21 protein-coding genes are annotated in these 17,844 nt (G+C 56.1%); all 21 read right to left on the reverse strand.

Annotated features, from left to right (window positions below; all coding sequences use genetic code 11):
* Positions 1-158: 158 nt before the first annotated feature.
* On the reverse strand, positions 159-1,880 hold the full coding sequence (recN, locus tag GC56T2_RS11610; protein ID WP_144975353.1) for a DNA repair protein RecN: 1,722 nt from the start codon (positions 1,878-1,880) through the stop codon (positions 159-161).
* Positions 1,881-2,117: 237 nt separating this feature from the next.
* The gene (gene ahrC, locus GC56T2_RS11615; protein ID WP_033019362.1) at positions 2,118-2,567 is read right to left on the reverse strand and encodes a transcriptional regulator AhrC/ArgR; all 450 of its coding nucleotides are present in this window, start codon (positions 2,565-2,567) and stop codon (positions 2,118-2,120) included.
* A gap of 50 nt (positions 2,568-2,617) precedes the next feature.
* On the reverse strand, positions 2,618-3,466 hold the full coding sequence (locus tag GC56T2_RS11620) for a TlyA family RNA methyltransferase (protein WP_033019360.1): 849 nt from the start codon (positions 3,464-3,466) through the stop codon (positions 2,618-2,620).
* Between the two features lie 5 nt (positions 3,467-3,471).
* Complete coding sequence (gene dxs / locus GC56T2_RS11625; RefSeq protein WP_144975355.1) at positions 3,472-5,364, reverse strand: 1-deoxy-D-xylulose-5-phosphate synthase; 1,893 nt, start codon at positions 5,362-5,364, stop codon at positions 3,472-3,474.
* 203 nt (positions 5,365-5,567) lie between these two features.
* Complete coding sequence (locus GC56T2_RS11630; RefSeq protein WP_144975357.1) at positions 5,568-6,461, reverse strand: polyprenyl synthetase family protein; 894 nt, start codon at positions 6,459-6,461, stop codon at positions 5,568-5,570.
* A gap of 3 nt (positions 6,462-6,464) precedes the next feature.
* Entirely contained in the window at positions 6,465-6,695 is a 231-nt protein-coding gene (locus GC56T2_RS11635) for an exodeoxyribonuclease VII small subunit (RefSeq protein WP_033019355.1), read from the reverse strand.
* The gene (xseA, locus tag GC56T2_RS11640; RefSeq protein WP_144975359.1) at positions 6,688-8,037 is read right to left on the reverse strand and encodes an exodeoxyribonuclease VII large subunit; all 1,350 of its coding nucleotides are present in this window, start codon (positions 8,035-8,037) and stop codon (positions 6,688-6,690) included. Before xseA ends, GC56T2_RS11635 begins: the two co-directional genes overlap by 8 nt.
* A 12-nt stretch (positions 8,038-8,049) precedes the next feature.
* Complete coding sequence (gene folD / locus GC56T2_RS11645; RefSeq protein ID WP_144975361.1) at positions 8,050-8,904, reverse strand: bifunctional methylenetetrahydrofolate dehydrogenase/methenyltetrahydrofolate cyclohydrolase FolD; 855 nt, start codon at positions 8,902-8,904, stop codon at positions 8,050-8,052.
* Between the two features lie 59 nt (positions 8,905-8,963).
* Positions 8,964-9,356: a transcription antitermination factor NusB gene (gene nusB / locus GC56T2_RS11650; RefSeq protein ID WP_033019347.1), complete on the reverse strand. Its 393-nt coding sequence runs from the start codon at positions 9,354-9,356 to the stop codon at positions 8,964-8,966.
* A 185-nt stretch (positions 9,357-9,541) separates the two neighbouring features.
* Positions 9,542-9,943, reverse strand: coding sequence for an Asp23/Gls24 family envelope stress response protein (locus GC56T2_RS11655; RefSeq protein WP_033844160.1), 402 nt, complete (start codon positions 9,941-9,943; stop codon positions 9,542-9,544).
* 10 nt (positions 9,944-9,953) lie between these two features.
* Positions 9,954-11,309, reverse strand: a complete 1,356-nt coding sequence (gene accC, locus GC56T2_RS11660; RefSeq protein ID WP_144975363.1) for an acetyl-CoA carboxylase biotin carboxylase subunit — start codon at positions 11,307-11,309, stop codon at positions 9,954-9,956.
* 12 nt (positions 11,310-11,321) lie between these two features.
* The gene (gene accB / locus GC56T2_RS11665; protein WP_144975365.1) at positions 11,322-11,855 is read right to left on the reverse strand and encodes an acetyl-CoA carboxylase biotin carboxyl carrier protein; all 534 of its coding nucleotides are present in this window, start codon (positions 11,853-11,855) and stop codon (positions 11,322-11,324) included.
* Positions 11,856-11,998: 143 nt separating this feature from the next.
* On the reverse strand, positions 11,999-12,547 hold the full coding sequence (locus GC56T2_RS11670; RefSeq protein ID WP_033019340.1) for a SpoIIIAH-like family protein: 549 nt from the start codon (positions 12,545-12,547) through the stop codon (positions 11,999-12,001).
* A 22-nt stretch (positions 12,548-12,569) separates the two neighbouring features.
* Positions 12,570-13,208, reverse strand: coding sequence for a stage III sporulation protein AG (gene spoIIIAG, locus GC56T2_RS11675; RefSeq protein ID WP_144975367.1), 639 nt, complete (start codon positions 13,206-13,208; stop codon positions 12,570-12,572).
* 5 nt (positions 13,209-13,213) lie between these two features.
* On the reverse strand, positions 13,214-13,828 hold the full coding sequence (gene spoIIIAF / locus GC56T2_RS11680) for a stage III sporulation protein AF (protein ID WP_033844165.1): 615 nt from the start codon (positions 13,826-13,828) through the stop codon (positions 13,214-13,216).
* A 10-nt stretch (positions 13,829-13,838) separates the two neighbouring features.
* The gene (spoIIIAE, locus tag GC56T2_RS11685; protein WP_144975369.1) at positions 13,839-15,002 is read right to left on the reverse strand and encodes a stage III sporulation protein AE; all 1,164 of its coding nucleotides are present in this window, start codon (positions 15,000-15,002) and stop codon (positions 13,839-13,841) included.
* Between the two features lie 12 nt (positions 15,003-15,014).
* Positions 15,015-15,401, reverse strand: coding sequence for a stage III sporulation protein AD (gene spoIIIAD / locus GC56T2_RS11690; protein WP_033019335.1), 387 nt, complete (start codon positions 15,399-15,401; stop codon positions 15,015-15,017).
* Between the two features lie 21 nt (positions 15,402-15,422).
* Positions 15,423-15,629 carry a stage III sporulation protein AC gene (spoIIIAC, locus tag GC56T2_RS11695; RefSeq protein ID WP_011231888.1) on the reverse strand — a complete coding sequence of 69 codons (207 nt, stop codon included), beginning with the start codon at positions 15,627-15,629 and terminating at the stop codon, positions 15,423-15,425.
* Positions 15,630-15,645: 16 nt separating this feature from the next.
* On the reverse strand, positions 15,646-16,158 hold the full coding sequence (spoIIIAB, locus tag GC56T2_RS11700) for a stage III sporulation protein SpoIIIAB (RefSeq protein WP_144975371.1): 513 nt from the start codon (positions 16,156-16,158) through the stop codon (positions 15,646-15,648).
* The gene (spoIIIAA, locus tag GC56T2_RS11705; protein WP_144975373.1) at positions 16,155-17,075 is read right to left on the reverse strand and encodes a stage III sporulation protein AA; all 921 of its coding nucleotides are present in this window, start codon (positions 17,073-17,075) and stop codon (positions 16,155-16,157) included. The genes spoIIIAB and spoIIIAA overlap by 4 nt, the downstream gene beginning before the upstream one ends.
* A 124-nt stretch (positions 17,076-17,199) precedes the next feature.
* On the reverse strand, positions 17,200-17,481 hold the full coding sequence (locus GC56T2_RS11710) for a YqhV family protein (RefSeq protein WP_144975375.1): 282 nt from the start codon (positions 17,479-17,481) through the stop codon (positions 17,200-17,202).
* Between the last annotated feature and the right edge of the window lie 363 nt (positions 17,482-17,844).

Here is a 17,844-nt window from a genome sequence, read left to right on the forward strand (position 1 = left end):
CGCCGCCGACATAAAAAAGCTGCCCGGAATGGATGTTGCATCCGGGCAGCTCGCACGTCCAAAGCCGGCCCGCATCAAACGACCAAAAGCCGGGCCTTTCTTTGTTTTTCGCCCTTGACCGGGCATTTCAACGTGAATTCCCCTCCTCGCCGGGCGGCTTATTGTTTCATTTTCGCCGCCAATTCGAGCAGCTCTTTGGCGTGCCGTTTCGTCAATTCCGTCATCTCCACGCCGGAAATCATGCGGCCGATCTCTTTCACTTTTTCTTCTTCATCCAGCTTTCTCACGACCGTTTTCGTCCGCTCCCCGTCCGTTTCCTTGGCGATCAGCAAATGGGTGTCGGCCATCGCCGCGACTTGAGGCAAGTGCGAAATGCACAGCACTTGCGACTGGTTGGCGATGCGGTAAATTTTTTCCGCCATCGCTTGGGCGACGCGGCCACTCACCCCGGTATCGACTTCATCGAAAATGATCGATGTGACGCCTTGATGCTTGGAAAAAATCGTTTTTAGGGCGAGCATGATGCGCGACAGCTCGCCGCCGGAAGCCACTTTCGCGAGCGGTTTCAGCGGTTCGCCGACGTTCGTGGAAAGGTAAAACTCGACAACGTCGACGCCGTCTTCGTGAAACTTGACCGGCACGCCGTCGACCAGCGGGGCGTCAAGCGGGCCTTCCCGCTTCGCAAAAACGATGTCAAACTTCGTTTTGTCCATATACAAGTCTTTCAGCTCTTGGTGAATGCGCTCGCACAACTGCCGGGCGTGCGCCTGCCGCACGTTGGTCAGCCGCTTCGCCTCGGCGAGCAATTCATCGGTTACCACAGCCAGCTGCCGCTCGAGCTCGTGCACATGCGTTTCGCGGTTTTCGATCGCTTCGATTTCTTCGGCGATCGTCTCAGCATATTGCAAAATGTCGGCGATCGTCGCCCCGTATTTCCGCTTCAGTTGTTGAATGTCGGCGAGGCGGCTTTCAATGGCATCGAGCCGCAGCGGGTCATACTCGAGTTCCTCGAGCTGATCGCGCAGCTTGTACAGGACCTCTTCGAGCAAATAGTAGCTGTTCGCGGTCGCATCGTGCGCCTCTTTGAGGGCGGCGTCCATGGCGGCGACATCGGCGAGCTGGCGCATCGCTTCCCCGATCGAATCGAGACCGCGGCCCTCGCCGGCTAGCGCTTCATAGCTTCGCTGGATCGCCGTGTAAATTTTTTGGAAGTTGGCGATGCGCACTTTCTCTTCCATCAGCCGTTCGTCTTCGCCCGGCTCGAGCGCCGCCTGCTCGATTTCGCGCAGCTGAAACGTCAGCAAATCGAGACGATGCGCCATTTGCTGTTCGTTTTCACTCAGTTTTTTGATTTTTTTCACCAATGTTTCGTACCGCTCATATACAGCGCGGTAAGCGGCGAGCGCCGCCGCCGTTTCAGCGCCGCCAAATTCGTCGAGCAGCGGCAGATGGCGCGCCGGGTCCATCAGCTCTTGATGTTCGTGCTGACCGTGGATGTCCACCAACGTCGCCCCGATTTCGCGCAAGGTCGCCGTCGTCACCAGTTTGCCGTTGATGCGGCAGACGCTTTTTCCATTGGCCAAGATGTCGCGACGCAGCACCACCATTCCGTCGCTCACATCAATGCCGGCATCGGCGCATGTTTGGCAGCACGGATGGCGGTCATCGTCAAGCAAAAACAGCCCTTCGATCTCTGCCTTTTCCGCGCCGAAGCGGACGAATTCGGCGGAACCGCGGCCGCCGATCAGCAGATGAATCGCATCGATGATGATCGATTTGCCCGCTCCGGTTTCCCCGGTCAACACGGTCAGTCCTTTGTCGAACGACAGCGAAAGCGACTCGATAATGGCAAAATTTTTAATCGACAGTTCCGCGAGCATTCCATCACTCCTTGCCTGTCCGATCCGTTCTCCCTACCCATTATAGCACATATGTTCGAATCGGTGAACCGATCGCTTCGAACATTCGTCTCATCAACGGCTTTTTAGGGGGCCGGTGATTGACTCACGCAACCGCTTCTTGGAATCGTTTCTCAAGTAGAAAAACTGGTTGCATCAGCTTCTATGTTCACGCGTTCCATCATCGACCAAGGCAAACAGCGGTTTTTCACCAACCTTTTAGAGCATGGAAAGCAGCTGGCGGGATACTTTGTTCGCGTCTTTCGACGTCCGGCAAATAATGAGGCACGTATCGTCACCGCAAATCGTTCCGACGATTTCGTTCCAATCCAAATGATCGAGCAGGACGCCGATGGCATGGGCGTTGCCCGGCAGCGTTCGCAACACGAGCAAATTGCCCGCCCCATCGAGCTTGACAAACACATCGACAAGCGCCCGCTTCAGCTTTTGCAGCGGATTGAAGCGCTGGTCAGACGGCAGGCTGTATTTGTACCGTCCGTTGGCCATCGGCACCTTGACAAGCTGCATCTCTTTAATATCGCGCGAGACGGTTGCTTGCGTCACGCGAAAGCCGGCTTCCCTCAGCCGGTCAACGAGCTCGTCCTGCGTCTCGATGTCGTTGTTCATAATGATTTCGCGAATTTTAATATGCCTTTGTCCTTTGTTCACATTCGGCCACCTCCTGCTCTTTCCGCGATGAAACCGGTTCTGTAGCCCGCCTACTGGCCGCTTCCCTGCACCTCTCCAGCGCGCAAACAGGCGTGCGCCTCGCTCACCACATCCGCGATCGGCGCTGCCAGGCGGTTTTCTCCCTCTCGGTCTTCACCGGGATAGACGGCGTGCAGCAAAAACTCAATGTTGCCGTCACCACCGGTGATCGGCGAATACGACAGATGAACGACGTCAAATCCTTGCTGGCAAGCAAAGCGAACGATCGATTCCAACACGTCTTGATGAATGCGGGGGTCGCGGACGATGCCTTTTTTGCCGACGTGTTCCTTGCCGGCTTCAAACTGGGGTTTGACAAGGGCGACGACATCGCCGCCGGGCACGAGTACCGTTTTGACAACCGGCAAAATGAGGCGAAGGGAAATAAATGATACATCAATGACGGCCACTTCCGGCAGCCCCTTTGTAAACAAGTCGGGCGTCACGTAACGAAAGTTGGTCCGCTCCATCACGACAACGCGCTCGTCTTGGCGAAGCTTCCAAGCGAGCTGGTTGTAGCCGACGTCCACGGCATACGACAGCCTCGCCCCATGCTGCAAGGCGCAGTCGGTAAACCCTCCCGTTGACGCCCCGATATCGAGAACGATTTTGTTTTCGATATCGATTTGAAAGTCGCGCAGCGCCTTCTCCAGTTTCAAACCGCCGCGGCTGACATACGGGAGCGGATTGCCCTTCACCTCGAGCGGGATGTCGGCCGGCACCTTTTCCCCCGGTTTTTCGAGCCGGACGCCGTTCGCATAGACGAGCCCGGCCATGACCGCCCGCTTCGCTTTTTCCCGCGTTTCCGCCAACCCTCGTTCCACGAGCAGCACATCGATTCGTTCTTTTCTTTCCTTCATCGTCTTCAAGCCCTTTTCTGTTTTCTTGGCGCCATCGTTTTGATCCGGTCGACGATATGAGCCGCCGTCAGCCCGATTTCCCGGAGCAGCTCGCCAACGCTGCCGTGCTCGATAAAGCGGTCGGGAATCCCCATCCGCTCGATGACCGCTCCGTGATAGCCATGATCATGGGCAAACTCCAAGACCGCACTGCCAAACCCGCCTTGCAGCACCGCCTCTTCGACCGTTAAAATCGGCAGGCGACGCTCAAGCAGATCGTGAAGCATCGTCTCATCCATCGGTTTGATAAAACGAGCGTTCACCACTTTGACAGACATTCCGTCTTTCGCCAGCTCTTCGGCGGCCTCGAGCGCCATCGAAACCGTCGTGCCAAACGTCAAAATCGCCGCGTCATGACCGTCGCGCAACACTTCCCACGTCCCGATCGGAATTTCTTTCAGCTCCTCGTCAAGCGGCACGCCAAGTCCGTTGCCGCGCGGGAACCGCATGGCGATCGGCCCGCCGTCATAGCGGATAGCCGTATACACCATGTGCTGACCTTCGTTTTCGTCTTTTGGCATCATCAACACTAAGTTCGGCACATGGCGCAAAAACGCGATATCAAACACCCCTTGGTGCGTTTCGCCGTCAGCGCCGACCAATCCGGCCCGGTCGATGGCGAAAAAGACGTTTAAGTTTTGCCGACAGACGTCGTGAACGACTTGGTCGTACGCGCGCTGCAAAAACGTTGAATAAATGGCCAAAAACGGCTTCATCCCTTGCGTCGCCAGCCCGGCCGCCAGCGTCGTCGCGTGCTGTTCGGCAATGCCGACATCAAACATCCGATCCGGAAACTCGCTTGCAAACCCTTCCAACTTCGAGCCGACTGGCATGGCCGGGGTAATGGCGACAATGCGCGGATCGGTGCGAGCGAGCCGGCGCACCGTTTCGCTGACCAACGCGCTCCAAGACGGGCCGGCTTCCTTCGTTTTGACAAACGTGCCGGTTTCGATTTTGTATGGCCCCGTTCCGTGCCACGTTCCGATTTTGTCATTTTCCGCCGGGCTGTAGCCTTTCCCTTTCTTTGTGATCACATGCACGAGCACCGGGCCCTTCATTTTTTTTGCATAGCGCAAATTCTCGAGCAAGTCTTCAAAATCGTGACCGTCGACCGGCCCCAAATACGTGAACCCGAGCTCTTCAAAAAAAACACCGGAAACGAGCAAATATTTCAAGCTGTCTTTCAGCCGTTCGGCCGTTGCTGCCAGCTTGCCGCCCACCGCCGGGATACGCTTGAGCAGCAGCTCGAGCTCATCTTTCACCCATTGGTATTTGCCGGCGGTGCGCAGCCGGCCAAGAACGTTATGCAGCGCACCGACGTTCGGGGCGATCGACATTTCATTATCGTTTAAAATGACGATCATATCCGTTTTTTCATGGCCGATATGGTTGAGCGCCTCCAGCGCCATGCCGCCGGTGAGCGCCCCGTCGCCGATAATCGGGACGATGTATTCATTGGTTCCTTTTAAGTCGCGGGCGATGGCCATTCCCATCGCCGCTGACAGCGATGTCGAGCTATGGCCTGTTTCCCACACGTCGTGCTCGCTTTCACTTCGCTTCGGAAACCCGGACAGCCCTTTGTATTGCCGGAGCGTATCAAACTCGGCAGCGCGCCCGGTCAAAATTTTATGCACGTATGACTGATGGCCGACATCCCAAATGAGCTTGTCCTTCGGGCTGTCAAACTCCCGATGGAGGGCGATCGTCAACTCCACGACGCCTAAATTCGGACCGATATGCCCGCCGGTTTTCGACAGCTTTTCAATTAAAAACCGCCGGATGTCGGCGCTCAATTGTTTCAGTTCGGAGATGGACATCGTTTTCACGACGCGCGGATGGTCAATTTTTGTTACGTCCAACCAAGATCACTCGCTTTCGTTTCGTCGTTTTTCGGCCCGGTTCTTCTATGATACAGGTAGTATTATTATACATGATCAGGCGCGAAAAATCGACTTTTGCCGCTAAGCGCCGCCGTTTCCGTCAAGCTATCCCGTGATCATCGCCAACAACAAACAAAGCGGCCGCCTCGCCCTGATCGAACAGGAAAGGCCGCCGCCCTGTGTCAATGGTCGCGCGCTGCGACAAGCTCGCAAATGTAGGCGAGCGCGGCGCCATTCACCTTCGCTTGCCGCAAATGGCGCTGCGCTTCTTCGATGTGAACCCGCAGCGTTTGTTTCGCACCCGCGAGCGTGAGAAGACCCGGATACGTCGCCTTGTTGTTGTCGCGGTCGCTGCCGACTCGTTTTCCGATTTTTTCCTCGGCCCCTTCAATGTCGAGAATATCATCGCGAATTTGAAACGCGAGGCCTAAGTGGTCGGCAAAAGCCTCAAGCTCGCGCTGCTGCTCGGTGCTGGCGCCGCCGATGAGCGCTCCGGCACGCACGCTGTATTGCAGCATTTTCCCGGTTTTATGCCGGTGGATATACTCCAGTTCCGCAAGCGAAAGCGTTTTCCCTTCCCCTTCCATATCGGCGACCTGTCCGGCCACCATGCCTTCCGGGCCCGCCGCTTGCGCGAGCTGTTCGATGAGCTGAAGGCGGATGGGAGGGGAAATGCGATCGTCATCGATTTCGGCGATCAGCTGAAAGGCGTACGTCAGCAGCGCATCGCCAGCCAAAATCGCCATCGCCTCGCCAAACACTTTATGATTCGTCGGTTTGCCGCGCCGCAAATCATCATTGTCCATGCTCGGCAAGTCGTCGTGAATGAGCGAATACGTATGAATCATTTCCACCGCCGCGGCAACCGGCAGACCAAGGGCGGGATCTTTGCCAAGCGCCTGCACGGTCGCCAACAATAAAAGCGGACGAATGCGTTTGCCTCCGGCCTCGAGCGAGTACGCCATCGCCCGCCTGAGCGTCTCCGGCCCGCGGAGGCGCGCCATATAACGGGAAAGCGTCTCCTCAACCGCCCGCTTTTGCCCGTTTAAAAACTGTTCAATCTCCCGCTGCTCCACCCGTTACTCCTCCTCCGGCGAAAAAGGCACGAGCTCGCCGTCTTCGCGCAGCAAATACTCGAGCTTGTTTTCCACCTGCTGCAGTTTGTCGTGGCATAGTTTCGATAGTTTCATTCCTTCTTGAAAAAAGGCGATGGCCTCCTCAAGCGGCACATTTCCTTCTTCGAGTTTTTCCACGATCGCTTCAAGCTGCTTCATCGCTTCTTCAAACGTCAGCTCTTTTTCTTCACTCATCGCGTTTCTCCTCCACTCCCATGACTTGGCAGTTCACCCGTCCATCTTGAACTCGAACTGACAGACGTTCGCCGACAGCAAGCTGGCTGAGCCGTTTGACAAGCTCCCCTCGCTCATTGTACACCAAACTATAGCCGCGTTCCATGACGCGAAGCGGGCTGAGCGCTTCGAGCCGGGCGAGATTGGAGCGAAAGCGGAACGCATGGCGCTCTAACGCCGACCGCATCGCTTTTTTCAACGCGGTGGCGGCCGCGATTTGCCGCTCTTTTACCCGTTCAAGCTCCGCCGCCGGATGATGGCGCCATAACCGCAAGTCAAGCTCGCGCAGCTGTCGATGCTTCTCGTCGACATACGATCGGCGCTGACGGTGAAGCCGCTCAAGCAAGGCATCGAACTGCTGCTCCTTTTGCTCGTACAACCGTTTCGGGTAGCGAAACGCGTACGACGCTTGCAGACGATCAAGCCGTTCTCGGCCGGCGGCGAGCCGTTCCTTCATGGCGCGGATGAGCCGCCATTTCCGCTCCGCGAGCCGCTCCGCCAACTCACCGACGTGCGGCACCGCCAGTTCGGCGGCGGCGGTCGGCGTCGGCGCGCGCAAATCGGCGACAAAATCAGCGATCGTAAAATCGGTCTCATGGCCGACCGCTGAAATGATCGGCACCCGGGAAGCGAAAATGGCGCGCGCGACCATTTCTTCATTGAACGCCCATAACTCTTCAATCGATCCGCCGCCGCGGCCGACGATCAAGACGTCGACCGCGCCGAACTCGTTGGCCCGCTCAATGGCGCGGGCAATCGAGGAGGCGGCTCCTTCCCCTTGGACGAGCGCCGGAAATAAAATCACTTTCGCCAACGGATAGCGCCGGCGGATGGTGGTCATGATATCGCGCACCGCCGCTCCGGTCGGCGATGTGACAACGCCGATGCAGCGCGGAAAGGCGGGAAGCGGCTTTTTATGGGCCGGCGCAAACAGCCCTTCCGCCTCGAGCCGCTGCTTCAGCTGTTCATAGGCCAAATACAAGCTGCCAACGCCTTCCGGCTGCATTTCTTTGACATACAGCTGATAGTTGCCGTTCGGTTCATAGACGGAAATTTCCCCGCGCGCGAGCACGTTCATCCCGTCTTCAGGACGAAACGGCAAATGCTGGTTGTAGCCAGCAAACATGACGGCGGCAATGCGCCCTTGGCTGTCTTTCAACGTAAAATACATATGGCCGCGCGAATGCTGCTTAAAGTTGGAAATCTCGCCTTTTACCCATAAGTCGCGCAAATGCGGATCGACATCGAACTTGCGTTTGATGTACTTCGTCAATGCCCCGACCGTGACATATTTGACTTCCACGGATCCTTGCCCTCACTTTGCAGCCAGCTCTCGGGCCGCTTCGATCGTATTGTGCAAAAGCATCGTGATCGTCATCGGTCCGACTCCGCCCGGCACCGGCGTAATATAGCCGGCCACTTCTTTCACCGCCTCAAAATCAACGTCGCCGCACAGTTTGCCATTTTCAAGCCGGTTGACGCCGACATCAATGACGACCGCTCCCGGCTTGACGTGCTCTGGTCCGATGAGGCGGGCCTTGCCGGCGGCGACGATTAAAATATCAGCTTGGCGGGTGATGGCCGCTAGATCGTTTGTTTTGGAATGAGTGTACGTCACCGTGGCGTGTTCGCGCAAAAAAAGCTGGCCAACCGGTTTGCCGACGATGTTGCTTCGGCCGACGACGACGACATGTTTGCCAACGATGTCAATGCCAGCGGACTTCACCATCGCGACAACGCCATGCGGCGTGCAAGGAAGAAACGCGCGCTGGCCGATCATCATTTTTCCAACGTTGATCGGGTGAAACCCGTCGACATCTTTTTCCGGGGCGATCGTTTCAATGACCGACCATTCGCGAATATGCTCCGGGAGCGGCAGCTGCACCAAAATGCCGTGTACCGCCGAATCGGCGTTCAAGGCGCGAATTTGCGCCAACAGCGTCTTTTCATCGACCGTTTTCGGAAACGAATAAAGAAAAGAACGAATACCGACTTCGGCACACGCTTTTTGTTTTCCTTTCACATAGGAATGTGACGCCGGATCATCGCCGACCAAAACGACCGCCAACCCCGGCTCGACGCCGGCCGCTTTCAGCTGCGCCACCTCCTCCGCCAGTGCGGCGCGAATCGTCTTGGCCATTTCCGTTCCGCTAATGATTTGTGCTGTCATGGTCTCCCTTCTCCTCTCCTCGTCCATCATTCCGTCTTCTTCCGCCCAAGCGGCCGCTATCATGTTTGCAGCGCTGCTTTCACTTTGGAAAGCACACCGTTGACAAAACTTCCCGATTTTCCGTCGCCGAATTTTTTCGCCAGCTCCACCGCTTCGTCCAAGCTGACGCTCACCGGCACTTCATCGACGTATTTCATTTCGTACGTCGCCATGCGCAAAATGGCGCGATCCACGTTCGCCACCCGCTCAAGCGTCCACTTTTCCAAATTGGCGCGCAGCAGCTCGTCGATCTCTTCTCGATGCTCGACAACGCCCATGACCAGCCGGCGCAAAAACGGGTCGACTTCTTCTTCGCCAATGACGTTGGCCAGCGCCTCTTCCGGGGCAATGCGGCCGACATCGATTTGGAACAGCGCCTGCAGCGCCTTTTCGCGCGCTTCGTGCCGCTTCATAGCCATCCCTCCTTACAAACACGAACATTTATATTGAAATGATATCATATTTTTCGGGAAAAACCACCTTTTTTCGATCGGTCGTTCGCTTGTCCGCCCGCCGCGCCACAGCCTCGTTCATTACAATAACAAACTTTGACGAAAAAAACAAAAGGCGGCTGCTTCTTTCGGCAGCCGCCTGGCTCTCATTGTTCGACCGCATCCGGTTCCTGCTTGCCGGCTTCAAACTGGATGCCGACGATATGAACGTTCACCTCGTTCGCCTCGAGGCCCGTCATGTTCCAAAGCGCTTGGCGCACGTTTTCCTGCACCTTTTTCGCCACGTTCGGAATGGAGGCACCGAACTGGACGAGGCAATACAGATCGATGATGACGCCGTCATCGCGCAGGTCGACTTTGACTCCTTTGCCGTGATGTTTCTTTCCAAACCGCTCGGCGACGCCGGCGGCAAAATTGCCGCGCATTTGCGCGATGCCCTCCACTTCCGACGCGGCAATGCCGGCAATCACCTCGATCACTTCCGGGGCGATTTCCACCTTGCCGAGCGCCGGATACGTTTGTTCTGTCTCAAAAATATGCTCCGACATAAGGCACCTCCTATTCTGCCTTCATAATATCATATAACTCCAAAAACTTCGTATTAAACTCGCCGCTTTGAAACTTTTCATGTTCCATTAATTTTATGTGGAACGGAATCGTCGTATGAATGCCTTCGATGACAAACTCCGAAAGCGCGCGTCTCATGCGGGCGATCGCTTCCGCGCGCGTCGGCGCGTGGACGATCAGCTTGGCGATCATCGAATCGTAATACGGCGGGATCGTATAACCGGGATAAGCGGCGGAATCGACGCGCACGCCCGGTCCGCCGGGCGGCAAGTACATGGCGATTTTCCCCGGCGATGGCATAAAGTTTTTCGCCGGATTTTCCGCATTGATGCGGCATTCGATCGCCCAGCCGTTGAACGTAACGTCATCTTGGGTGATCGACAGCTTTTCGCCCGCGGCGATGCGGATTTGTTCCTTCACCAAATCGATGCCGGTGATCAGTTCGGTGACCGGATGCTCGACTTGAATGCGCGTATTCATCTCCATGAAGTAAAATTGTCGGTGGCGATGGTCATAAATGAACTCGACCGTGCCGGCGCCGGTGTAGTTGACCGCTTTCGCCGCCTTGACGGCCGCTTCGCCCATTTTTTGGCGCATCTCGTCATCAAGCGCTGGCGACGGCGCTTCTTCGACGAGTTTTTGCAGCCGGCGCTGAATCGAGCAGTCGCGCTCACCGAGGTGGATCGTGTTCCCGTACGAATCGGCGAGCACTTGAATTTCCACATGGCGGAAATCTTCGATATATTTCTCAATATAGACGCCGGGGTTGCCGAACGCCGTCGCCGCTTCCTGCTGGGTGATGTTGATGCCTTTGATGAGTTCCTCTTCGTTGCGGGCGACGCGAATCCCTTTCCCGCCGCCGCCGGCCGTCGCTTTGATGATGACCGGATAGCCGATCTCTTGGGCGATCGCCCGCGCCTCATCGAGAGTTTCAATGACTCCGCGCGATCCGGGCACAATCGGCACGCCGGCTTCGCGCATCGTTTCGCGGGCAATATCTTTTATGCCCATTTTGGCGATGGCTTCCGGGCTCGGGCCGATGAACGTCACGTGGCACTCGCGGCACAGCTCGGCGAACGCTTCGTTTTCCGCCAAAAATCCGTAGCCCGGATGAATGGCGTCGCAACCCGTGAGCGTGGCAACGCTCATGATGTTGGTGAAATTCAAATAGCTGTCTTTCGATGCGGTCGGTCCGATGCAGTAGGCTTCATCGGCGAGCTGCACGTGCAAAGCGTCGCGGTCGGCTTGCGAGAAGACGGCGACCGTCTCAATGCCGAGCTCGCGGCAAGCGCGAATGATGCGAACGGCGATTTCCCCGCGATTCGCCACTAATACTTTTTTGATCATCGCTCTCTCTCCTTACTCAGGCTTGACTAAAAACAGCGGCTGGCCGTATTCGACAAGCTGGCCGTTTTGCACGAGCACCTCGACAATTTCGCCTTCGACTTCCGCCTCAATTTCGTTAAACAGCTTCATCGCTTCGATAATGCACACCACTGTATCTTTTTTCACTTTGTCGCCTGGCTTGACATACGGCGGCTTGTCCGGCGCTGGGGCGGCGTAGAACGTGCCGACCATCGGCGAAGTGATTTGATGAAAAGCTCCTTCTTTCGCCTGCTTCGCCGCCGAAACGGCCGGCTGATCGGCCTCGGTTGCCGGCGCTTCAGCAGCCGCCTGAACAGGCATAGCGGCGGGCGCTGGGGCAGCGGGAGCCGACACCGTCACAGCGGGAGCGGGCTGGGCGGCGGGCGCCGAGGCAACCGCCGGCGTGACGGCGACCCCGGCCGCCGCTTTTTTCATATGTACTTTCGTTTCACCTTGTTCGTATACAAATTCATCGATCGAAGATTGGTCAATTAAGCGGATCAATTCGCGGATCTCTTGGATTTTCATCGTTCCTCACACCTTTCTTCAAGTGTCAAGAAGCCTGCCCCGCAAAGGCATTCAAACATATTCATAACGATTATATACACAACCGTCAGGAAAACGAAAGACTTTTACAAAAAAAAAGAAGCCGCCCAGAAAGAGCAGCGCGTTCATCCGGCCGGCTGGAACTCGACCGTCACGTATTCGGCATCGGGCATTTCCTTTTTCACCATATGGATGATTTCGTTCGCTGATTTCGCTGAGCTTTGTTTCGCTTTGATCGTCACGCGCACTTGGCTGTCATCGGCGCGCACGAGCACGTCTTCATAGCCGCCTTTCGATTTGATGAGCGTTTCCAATGTCGCTTCTTTTTCGGAGAGCGCCTGCAGCTTTTCAATTTTATTAAGCGCTTCGTTCTTTTGCTCGGCCGTGGCGTTCGCTGAGGCGACGATGGCGTTCAACTCATCGCGCAAGCGGCTCCGCTCATCCTCGATTTTCATGCGCAGCGCCGTAAATAAGTCATCGCCCGTCTCTTTCGCGGCCGATGGCTTTTGTGTCTCCTCAACCGCCACGCTCGGCTCGTCGGTGTTCTTTGTTTTTTCGCCAGCAGTGAACGCCGGGCTGTTGTTCATGTTTTTCGGCGCGGTCACATAATAGACCGACAGCACAACGACCAAGCTCAACATTGTCAGCAGCCAAACGGTTTGCTTTTTCAACATTCCGGTCTCCTCCCCTTACCCATCATTTTTTCGGCAAGACAGCGACGCGGTAGCTCGGAACGTTTAAGACGCGCGTCACCGCCTCGACGATCCATTTTTTAATTTGCAAATTGTCCGCTCCTTTGGCGACAACGAGCACGCCGCGGATGTCCGGCTTTTTTGTGGCTACAACGAGCGGGGTTTCCTCCTCGCCATTGCGAATGATGATCACTTCTTCATTGGTCGACTGATTTTCAATCGTCCGCTTTCCGCCTTCCTTATCGCTTTCCTCAGTCGTCTGCTGCTCTGTGGAACGCTTTTTCTCAAACAGCTTGAGCTCCGTCGAATCGATGTTGACGACGACAGTGACGTCATCGACCCCTTCGATCGACTCAAGCGCCGCTTTTAACTCTTTCTCGTACTGTTCCTCATAGGCAGCAATCACTTTTTCTTTCGTCTCTTTGCTCGCTAGAAACGCCGGCTCCGCCGAGGAAGACGGCTTGATGGCGGAAGGGCGGGTCGCCTCGTCCCCCCCTCTGTTCGTCCAGTGGCTCGCCGCCATAAAAACGATGCCAGCCAGCAACAGCAAGACCATGTAAGAAAACGGTGACTTTTTCGCCCCCCCTCCCCCGTCTTCGTCCTTCGCCGGTGAAGAAATGAGGCGCTTTAAAAACGGCAGCATCCCCCCTATTCCCTCCCCCTGAATTGCACATCAATTTTATGTTCATCCACTTCCCAGCGTCCGGCGAGAAACGAGCGCACCTCCTCAGCCAGCGCGGCGTCGCCCGCCGGCCAATCCGGCGGCTTTGTCGTGTCGATCGTGACCGGTTCCACCGTCCCGGCCGGCCGCTGCTTTGAAAGGACGACGGAAATCGTCCGGATGTCATCCGGCATGCGCCAAGTTTCGCTTGTTGGCTCAGCGGAAACGTTGACGTCGGCTTTCAACCCATACTTTTTCATCAACTCCTCGTTTACGTCGTTTTCGAGCTGGACAGCCATTTGTTCTAAAATATATGCGCGTTGCGAGGCTTGTATTTCTTTTTTCTGCCGCTCGATTTCATTTTTTATGGCATCTTCCCCCGTTTGCTCGCCGGAAAAGCGGGCCAGCGCCGAAGCGACAAGCTGTTCCGGCGCAACCGAGGCCAGCCGCAACACCGGAGTAAGCATCACTAGCAACAACAGCAGCCCGATGGCCATTTTGACATATTTTTGCATCGTTCCGGACGGCAGCAAAAAATCGATGACCACCGCAAACAGCAAAAACAAAATAATGTTGGTGACCCACTCAATGACAAATGGCATACGGCTCCTCCTAGCGGACCATCATCGTAATGTTCCCAGCCATGATCATGACCGTGAGACTGAGGAAAAACATGAGCGATACGATGAGCAGCGCCGCCAGCACGTAGGCGATGCTTTTGCCGATGATGTTTAGGCACGACAAGACCGGCCCGCCGCCAAGCGGCTGTAAAAGCGCCGCCGACAGCTGATAAACGACGACGATGGCGAAAATTTTCACGGCGGGAAACACGGCGATCATCAATAAAATCGCCACTCCGACCAATCCGACAGCGTTTTTCAACAGCATCGAGGCGGCGACGACCGTATCGGCGGCGTCTGTGAACAATTTGCCGACGACCGGAATGAAGTTGCCAGTGACGAATTTCGCCGCCCTTAACGCGACGCCATCCGCCACCGCAGCCGTCGCGCCGCGCACGGACATGACGCCAAGAAACACGGTCAAAATGACGCCGAGCAGCCCGATCGCCACCTTGTTCAGCAAATTGGCGAGCTGGGTCGCCTTGTACCGGTCGCTGAGCGTGCTGACAACCCCTAAAAGCGCCGCCAGCAGCAACAATGGCAAAGTGACATATTCGACGACCGTCCCCGTCGTCGTCATCAAAAATAAAATGAGCGGGTGAAAAAACGCCGCCGATACAACGCCGCCCGAAGAAGCGAGCAGGGCGAGCAGCAGCGGCACCAAAGCGATGATGAAATGGCTCATCGTGCGCACCGCTTCGAGCGCATAGTCCGCTGCGAGCCGGAAGCTGTTTAAAGCGATCAGCAGCAGCACCATATAGATGACCGCTTGGGCGATTTTGCTCACTTCCTGTTGGGCGAACGCGTTTTGCAGCGATTGGAGCACCGTGCTGAACACCGCGAGCAAAATGAGCGTGCCAAGCAGCTTGCCGTTGACTTGGAGCTCGTAAAACAAGTAGCTAGCAAGCGCCTTCAGCCACTCAGCGGGCGACCATTGCCGCTCGCCGCTTATAAAATCGGCGAGCGGGCCTTTTTCGCTTTCCGGCAAAAAACCGCCGTACTCGTGAACGATCGTTTCCCAATAGCGGCGGATCTCGCTCACATCCAGGCGGGCGAGCTGTTCGCTGATGGACGACTCGCCGCTTGCGGCTTGTACGATAAACGGGGAAAAAAAGAAGCCCACTAGCACAGCGGTCAAAACCGTGATTCGTTTCACCCCGTCCCCCCCTTATCGCGCCGCCGGAATCAGGCTGATGACCGCTTCGATAATGGCGGTCAAAATCGGCACAGCGAGCGCCAAAATGACGATTTTTCCGCCAAGCTCAATTTTGGCGGCGATCGCCCCTTGACCGGCGTCTTTGGAAATTTGGGCGGCAAACTCGGCGATGTAGGCGATGCCGATGATTTTCAACATCGTCTCTAAGTACACCATTTGAATGTGGGCGCCCTCGGCCATTTCCCGCAGCATCGTCAAAATGCGGCTGATTTGGTCCACAAGCAGCAAAAAAATGGTGCAGCCGACAAACACCGTCAGCAAAAACGCGAGATTCGATTTTTGCTCCTGCAGCAGCACCGCTAAAAACGTGGCGATCAACCCGAAACCGACAATTTGCAAAATGTCAATGGCCGATCCCCCCTACCCGCGGAACAAAAAGACATCTTTAATTTTTTGGAATAAATCGCTCACAATCGAGGCGACCATAAACAAGATGTAAATGAAGCCGAGCAGCGTCACCCATTGGGCGTATTCTTTCCGCCCCATCTGATCGAGCACCGTGTGCAAAAACGCGATGACGATGCCGACGCCGGCGATTTTTAAAATGAGATCGACGTCGATGCCCATTGTTTCCGCCTCCTGTCTACATGAGTAAAATGACGAGCAGCAGCCCGGCTAGCACGCCTAAACTTTTCGCCATCTTGGCGTAGCGCGCCTCATGATCGACCGCTTCCGCTTCCTCGCGTTCAAGATGGGCAAGCGCCAACGCGATTTGCTTTTGCTGGGTGAGGCGATCGTACTGGCCAAGCGTAGCCCCAAATTGCTGCATGACTTCAAACTCCCCCTGCGTCAGCGCCGTTTTTTCCCATACGGCGCGCAAACTTTTTTCCCACGCCATGGCCGCGCTTGTTTCCCCCGCGTTCAATGCGGCGGCAAACCGTTCAAACAGTTCGGAAAAAGGGGCGGCGGTCTGCCGGGCGAGGCGGCCGGCCGCGTCAGCCAATGGGGTATGGCCGTACATCACCTCGGCTTCCAACACCCGCAGCGCCGCCTTCAATTGGCGAAGTTGGCGCGGCCGCTCATGCAGCAGACGGGAAGCGGCCGTCCCCAACCATGTCGAGGCGGCGAGGATCAATAAAGCCCCAACCCATTTCATCGGCTCGCCACCGCCCGTTCATACAATATCGACCCGTCGGCATCGAGAATGCGCCGGATGGAACCGGGGCGAGGGACGCTCGTCAGCTCCACAAACCGTTCAAACACCTTTTGTTCCATCACTGCTCGCAGGGTGGGGCGCTGCCAGACATCTTTGAGGCTGCGGCCGTGCACCGTCGTCCATACCGAAACGCCGGCGTTCGCCGCCTCCAGCACCGCCTCGCTGTCCTCTTCGCGCCCGATTTCATCAACAATGATGACATCCGGGCTCATCGAGCGGATCATCATCATCATTCCTTCCGCCTTCGGACAAGCGTCCAACACATCGAGGCGCGGACCGAACGAAAATTGCGGAACGCCTTTGACACAGCCGGCAATTTCCGATCGTTCATCGACAATCGCCACCTTTTGCGCCGCCATCTGGTTCGTTCCGCTGCTGATCAAGCGGGCCGCATCGCGCAAGAGCGTTGTTTTCCCGGTTTGCGGCGAACCGATGATCATCGTGTGCCGAAAGCGGCGGCCGTCATACACATAGGGAAGAAGCGGTTCGGCAATGCCGACTTGTTCTTTGGCGATGCGAATGTTAAAAGAGGAGACATCGCGAATGGCTTTCACTTTTCCGCCTTCGGTGATCACTTTGCCAGCCAGGCCGACGCGGTGCCCCCCCTCAATCGTGATAAATCCACGCTTGAGCTCTTCTTCAACCGCATACATGGAATAATGGCTCAATTTGTTGAGCAAATGCACCCCGTCCTCTTTCGTCACCTCATACGGCAGCAAACGGGCTTTGCCGCGCGCAATCACCTCAAGCGGCCGGGAGATGCGGATGCGGATTTCTTCCACCTCATGAGGCCCGACAAGCGATTCTTGCAGCAGCGCAGCGATCGGTTTCGGCAACATTCCCCATACCGCTTCCATAGCCCTCCCCCTTTTCATGTGGACTAGTTCATATGTATGGGCAGAGCGGGGCATTTATGCCTTACTTGTCAATCGTAAACGAATCGGCGCATCGCTGCTTGCCACTCACGAACTTATTGATGCCTTACTTGTGAATCGCAAACAAAATGAGCGCCACTCCAAGGGCAACGAATCCGAGCCGGGAAAACGAAAGCTCGTCCGCTAGCGAAAGCAGCCCGATCGCCATCGTGACAATCATCATCGTCGGACCGACGACAGCGAGGACGGCGTTCACAGCCAACGCCTTTTTGACGTCGTTGAAAACGAGCATCAACAGCGCTGCACTCAGCTCAATCAGCGCCGACACCATCCGGATGCCAGCCATCGACAGCACGGACGGGTCGATCGACCGCAGCCATTGTTTCATGTTTCCCTCCTAGTTGACAAAATGGAATCGGTTAGTACAAACGTATGCAAAAACAAGCCGGTTCAGAAGAAGATTTTGTCGCTCGACCAGCGCATAAAAAAAGCGGCCCCAAAAGGCCGATGAAAAAAGCGGTCGTTTACCGCTCCCAAAATGAAAGAAGGGACCCGAAACGGATCGGGACCCCCTCTTTCGTTGCCGACTATACGTGCTGACTGCTTTTGTCGCATGGAATGCCGCTATGTTGAAGGGGGCGAGCCGAAACGGATCGGGACACCTTCTTTACGTTGCTGTCTATACGTGCTGACTGCTTCTCTCGCATGGAATGTTGCTATCTTGAAGGGGGACCGAAAAGGACTGGGACAC

Origin of the sequence: Geobacillus sp. C56-T2, assembly GCF_007829715.1 — a bacterium.
GTDB lineage: Bacteria > Bacillota > Bacilli > Bacillales > Anoxybacillaceae > Geobacillus > Geobacillus icigianus.

Coding starts and splice junctions, on each gene's coding strand:
- GC56T2_RS11710 (WP_144975375.1), bottom strand. CDS start 17,481: ATGAAACAATGGCTGCGGTCGATCGACCCGTCCGTGCTGTCGATGGCT.
- nusB (WP_033019347.1), bottom strand. CDS start 9,356: ATGAAGCGGCACGAAGCGCGCGAAAAGGCGCTGCAGGCGCTGTTCCAA.
- folD (WP_144975361.1), bottom strand. CDS start 8,904: ATGACAGCACAAATCATTAGCGGAACGGAAATGGCCAAGACGATTCGC.
- GC56T2_RS11670 (WP_033019340.1), bottom strand. CDS start 12,547: ATGTTGAAAAAGCAAACCGTTTGGCTGCTGACAATGTTGAGCTTGGTC.
- recN (WP_144975353.1), bottom strand. CDS start 1,880: ATGCTCGCGGAACTGTCGATTAAAAATTTTGCCATTATCGAGTCGCTT.
- GC56T2_RS11655 (WP_033844160.1), bottom strand. CDS start 9,943: ATGTCGGAGCATATTTTTGAGACAGAACAAACGTATCCGGCGCTCGGC.
- accC (WP_144975363.1), bottom strand. CDS start 11,309: ATGATCAAAAAAGTATTAGTGGCGAATCGCGGGGAAATCGCCGTTCGC.
- spoIIIAB (WP_144975371.1), bottom strand. CDS start 16,158: ATGAAATGGGTTGGGGCTTTATTGATCCTCGCCGCCTCGACATGGTTG.
- spoIIIAA (WP_144975373.1), bottom strand. CDS start 17,075: ATGGAAGCGGTATGGGGAATGTTGCCGAAACCGATCGCTGCGCTGCTG.
- spoIIIAG (WP_144975367.1), bottom strand. CDS start 13,208: ATGCTGCCGTTTTTAAAGCGCCTCATTTCTTCACCGGCGAAGGACGAA.
- spoIIIAF (WP_033844165.1), bottom strand. CDS start 13,828: ATGCCATTTGTCATTGAGTGGGTCACCAACATTATTTTGTTTTTGCTG.
- spoIIIAC (WP_011231888.1), bottom strand. CDS start 15,629: ATGGGCATCGACGTCGATCTCATTTTAAAAATCGCCGGCGTCGGCATC.
- GC56T2_RS11635 (WP_033019355.1), bottom strand. CDS start 6,695: ATGAGTGAAGAAAAAGAGCTGACGTTTGAAGAAGCGATGAAGCAGCTT.
- GC56T2_RS11620 (WP_033019360.1), bottom strand. CDS start 3,466: ATGAAGGAAAGAAAAGAACGAATCGATGTGCTGCTCGTGGAACGAGGG.
- accB (WP_144975365.1), bottom strand. CDS start 11,855: ATGAAAATCCAAGAGATCCGCGAATTGATCCGCTTAATTGACCAATCT.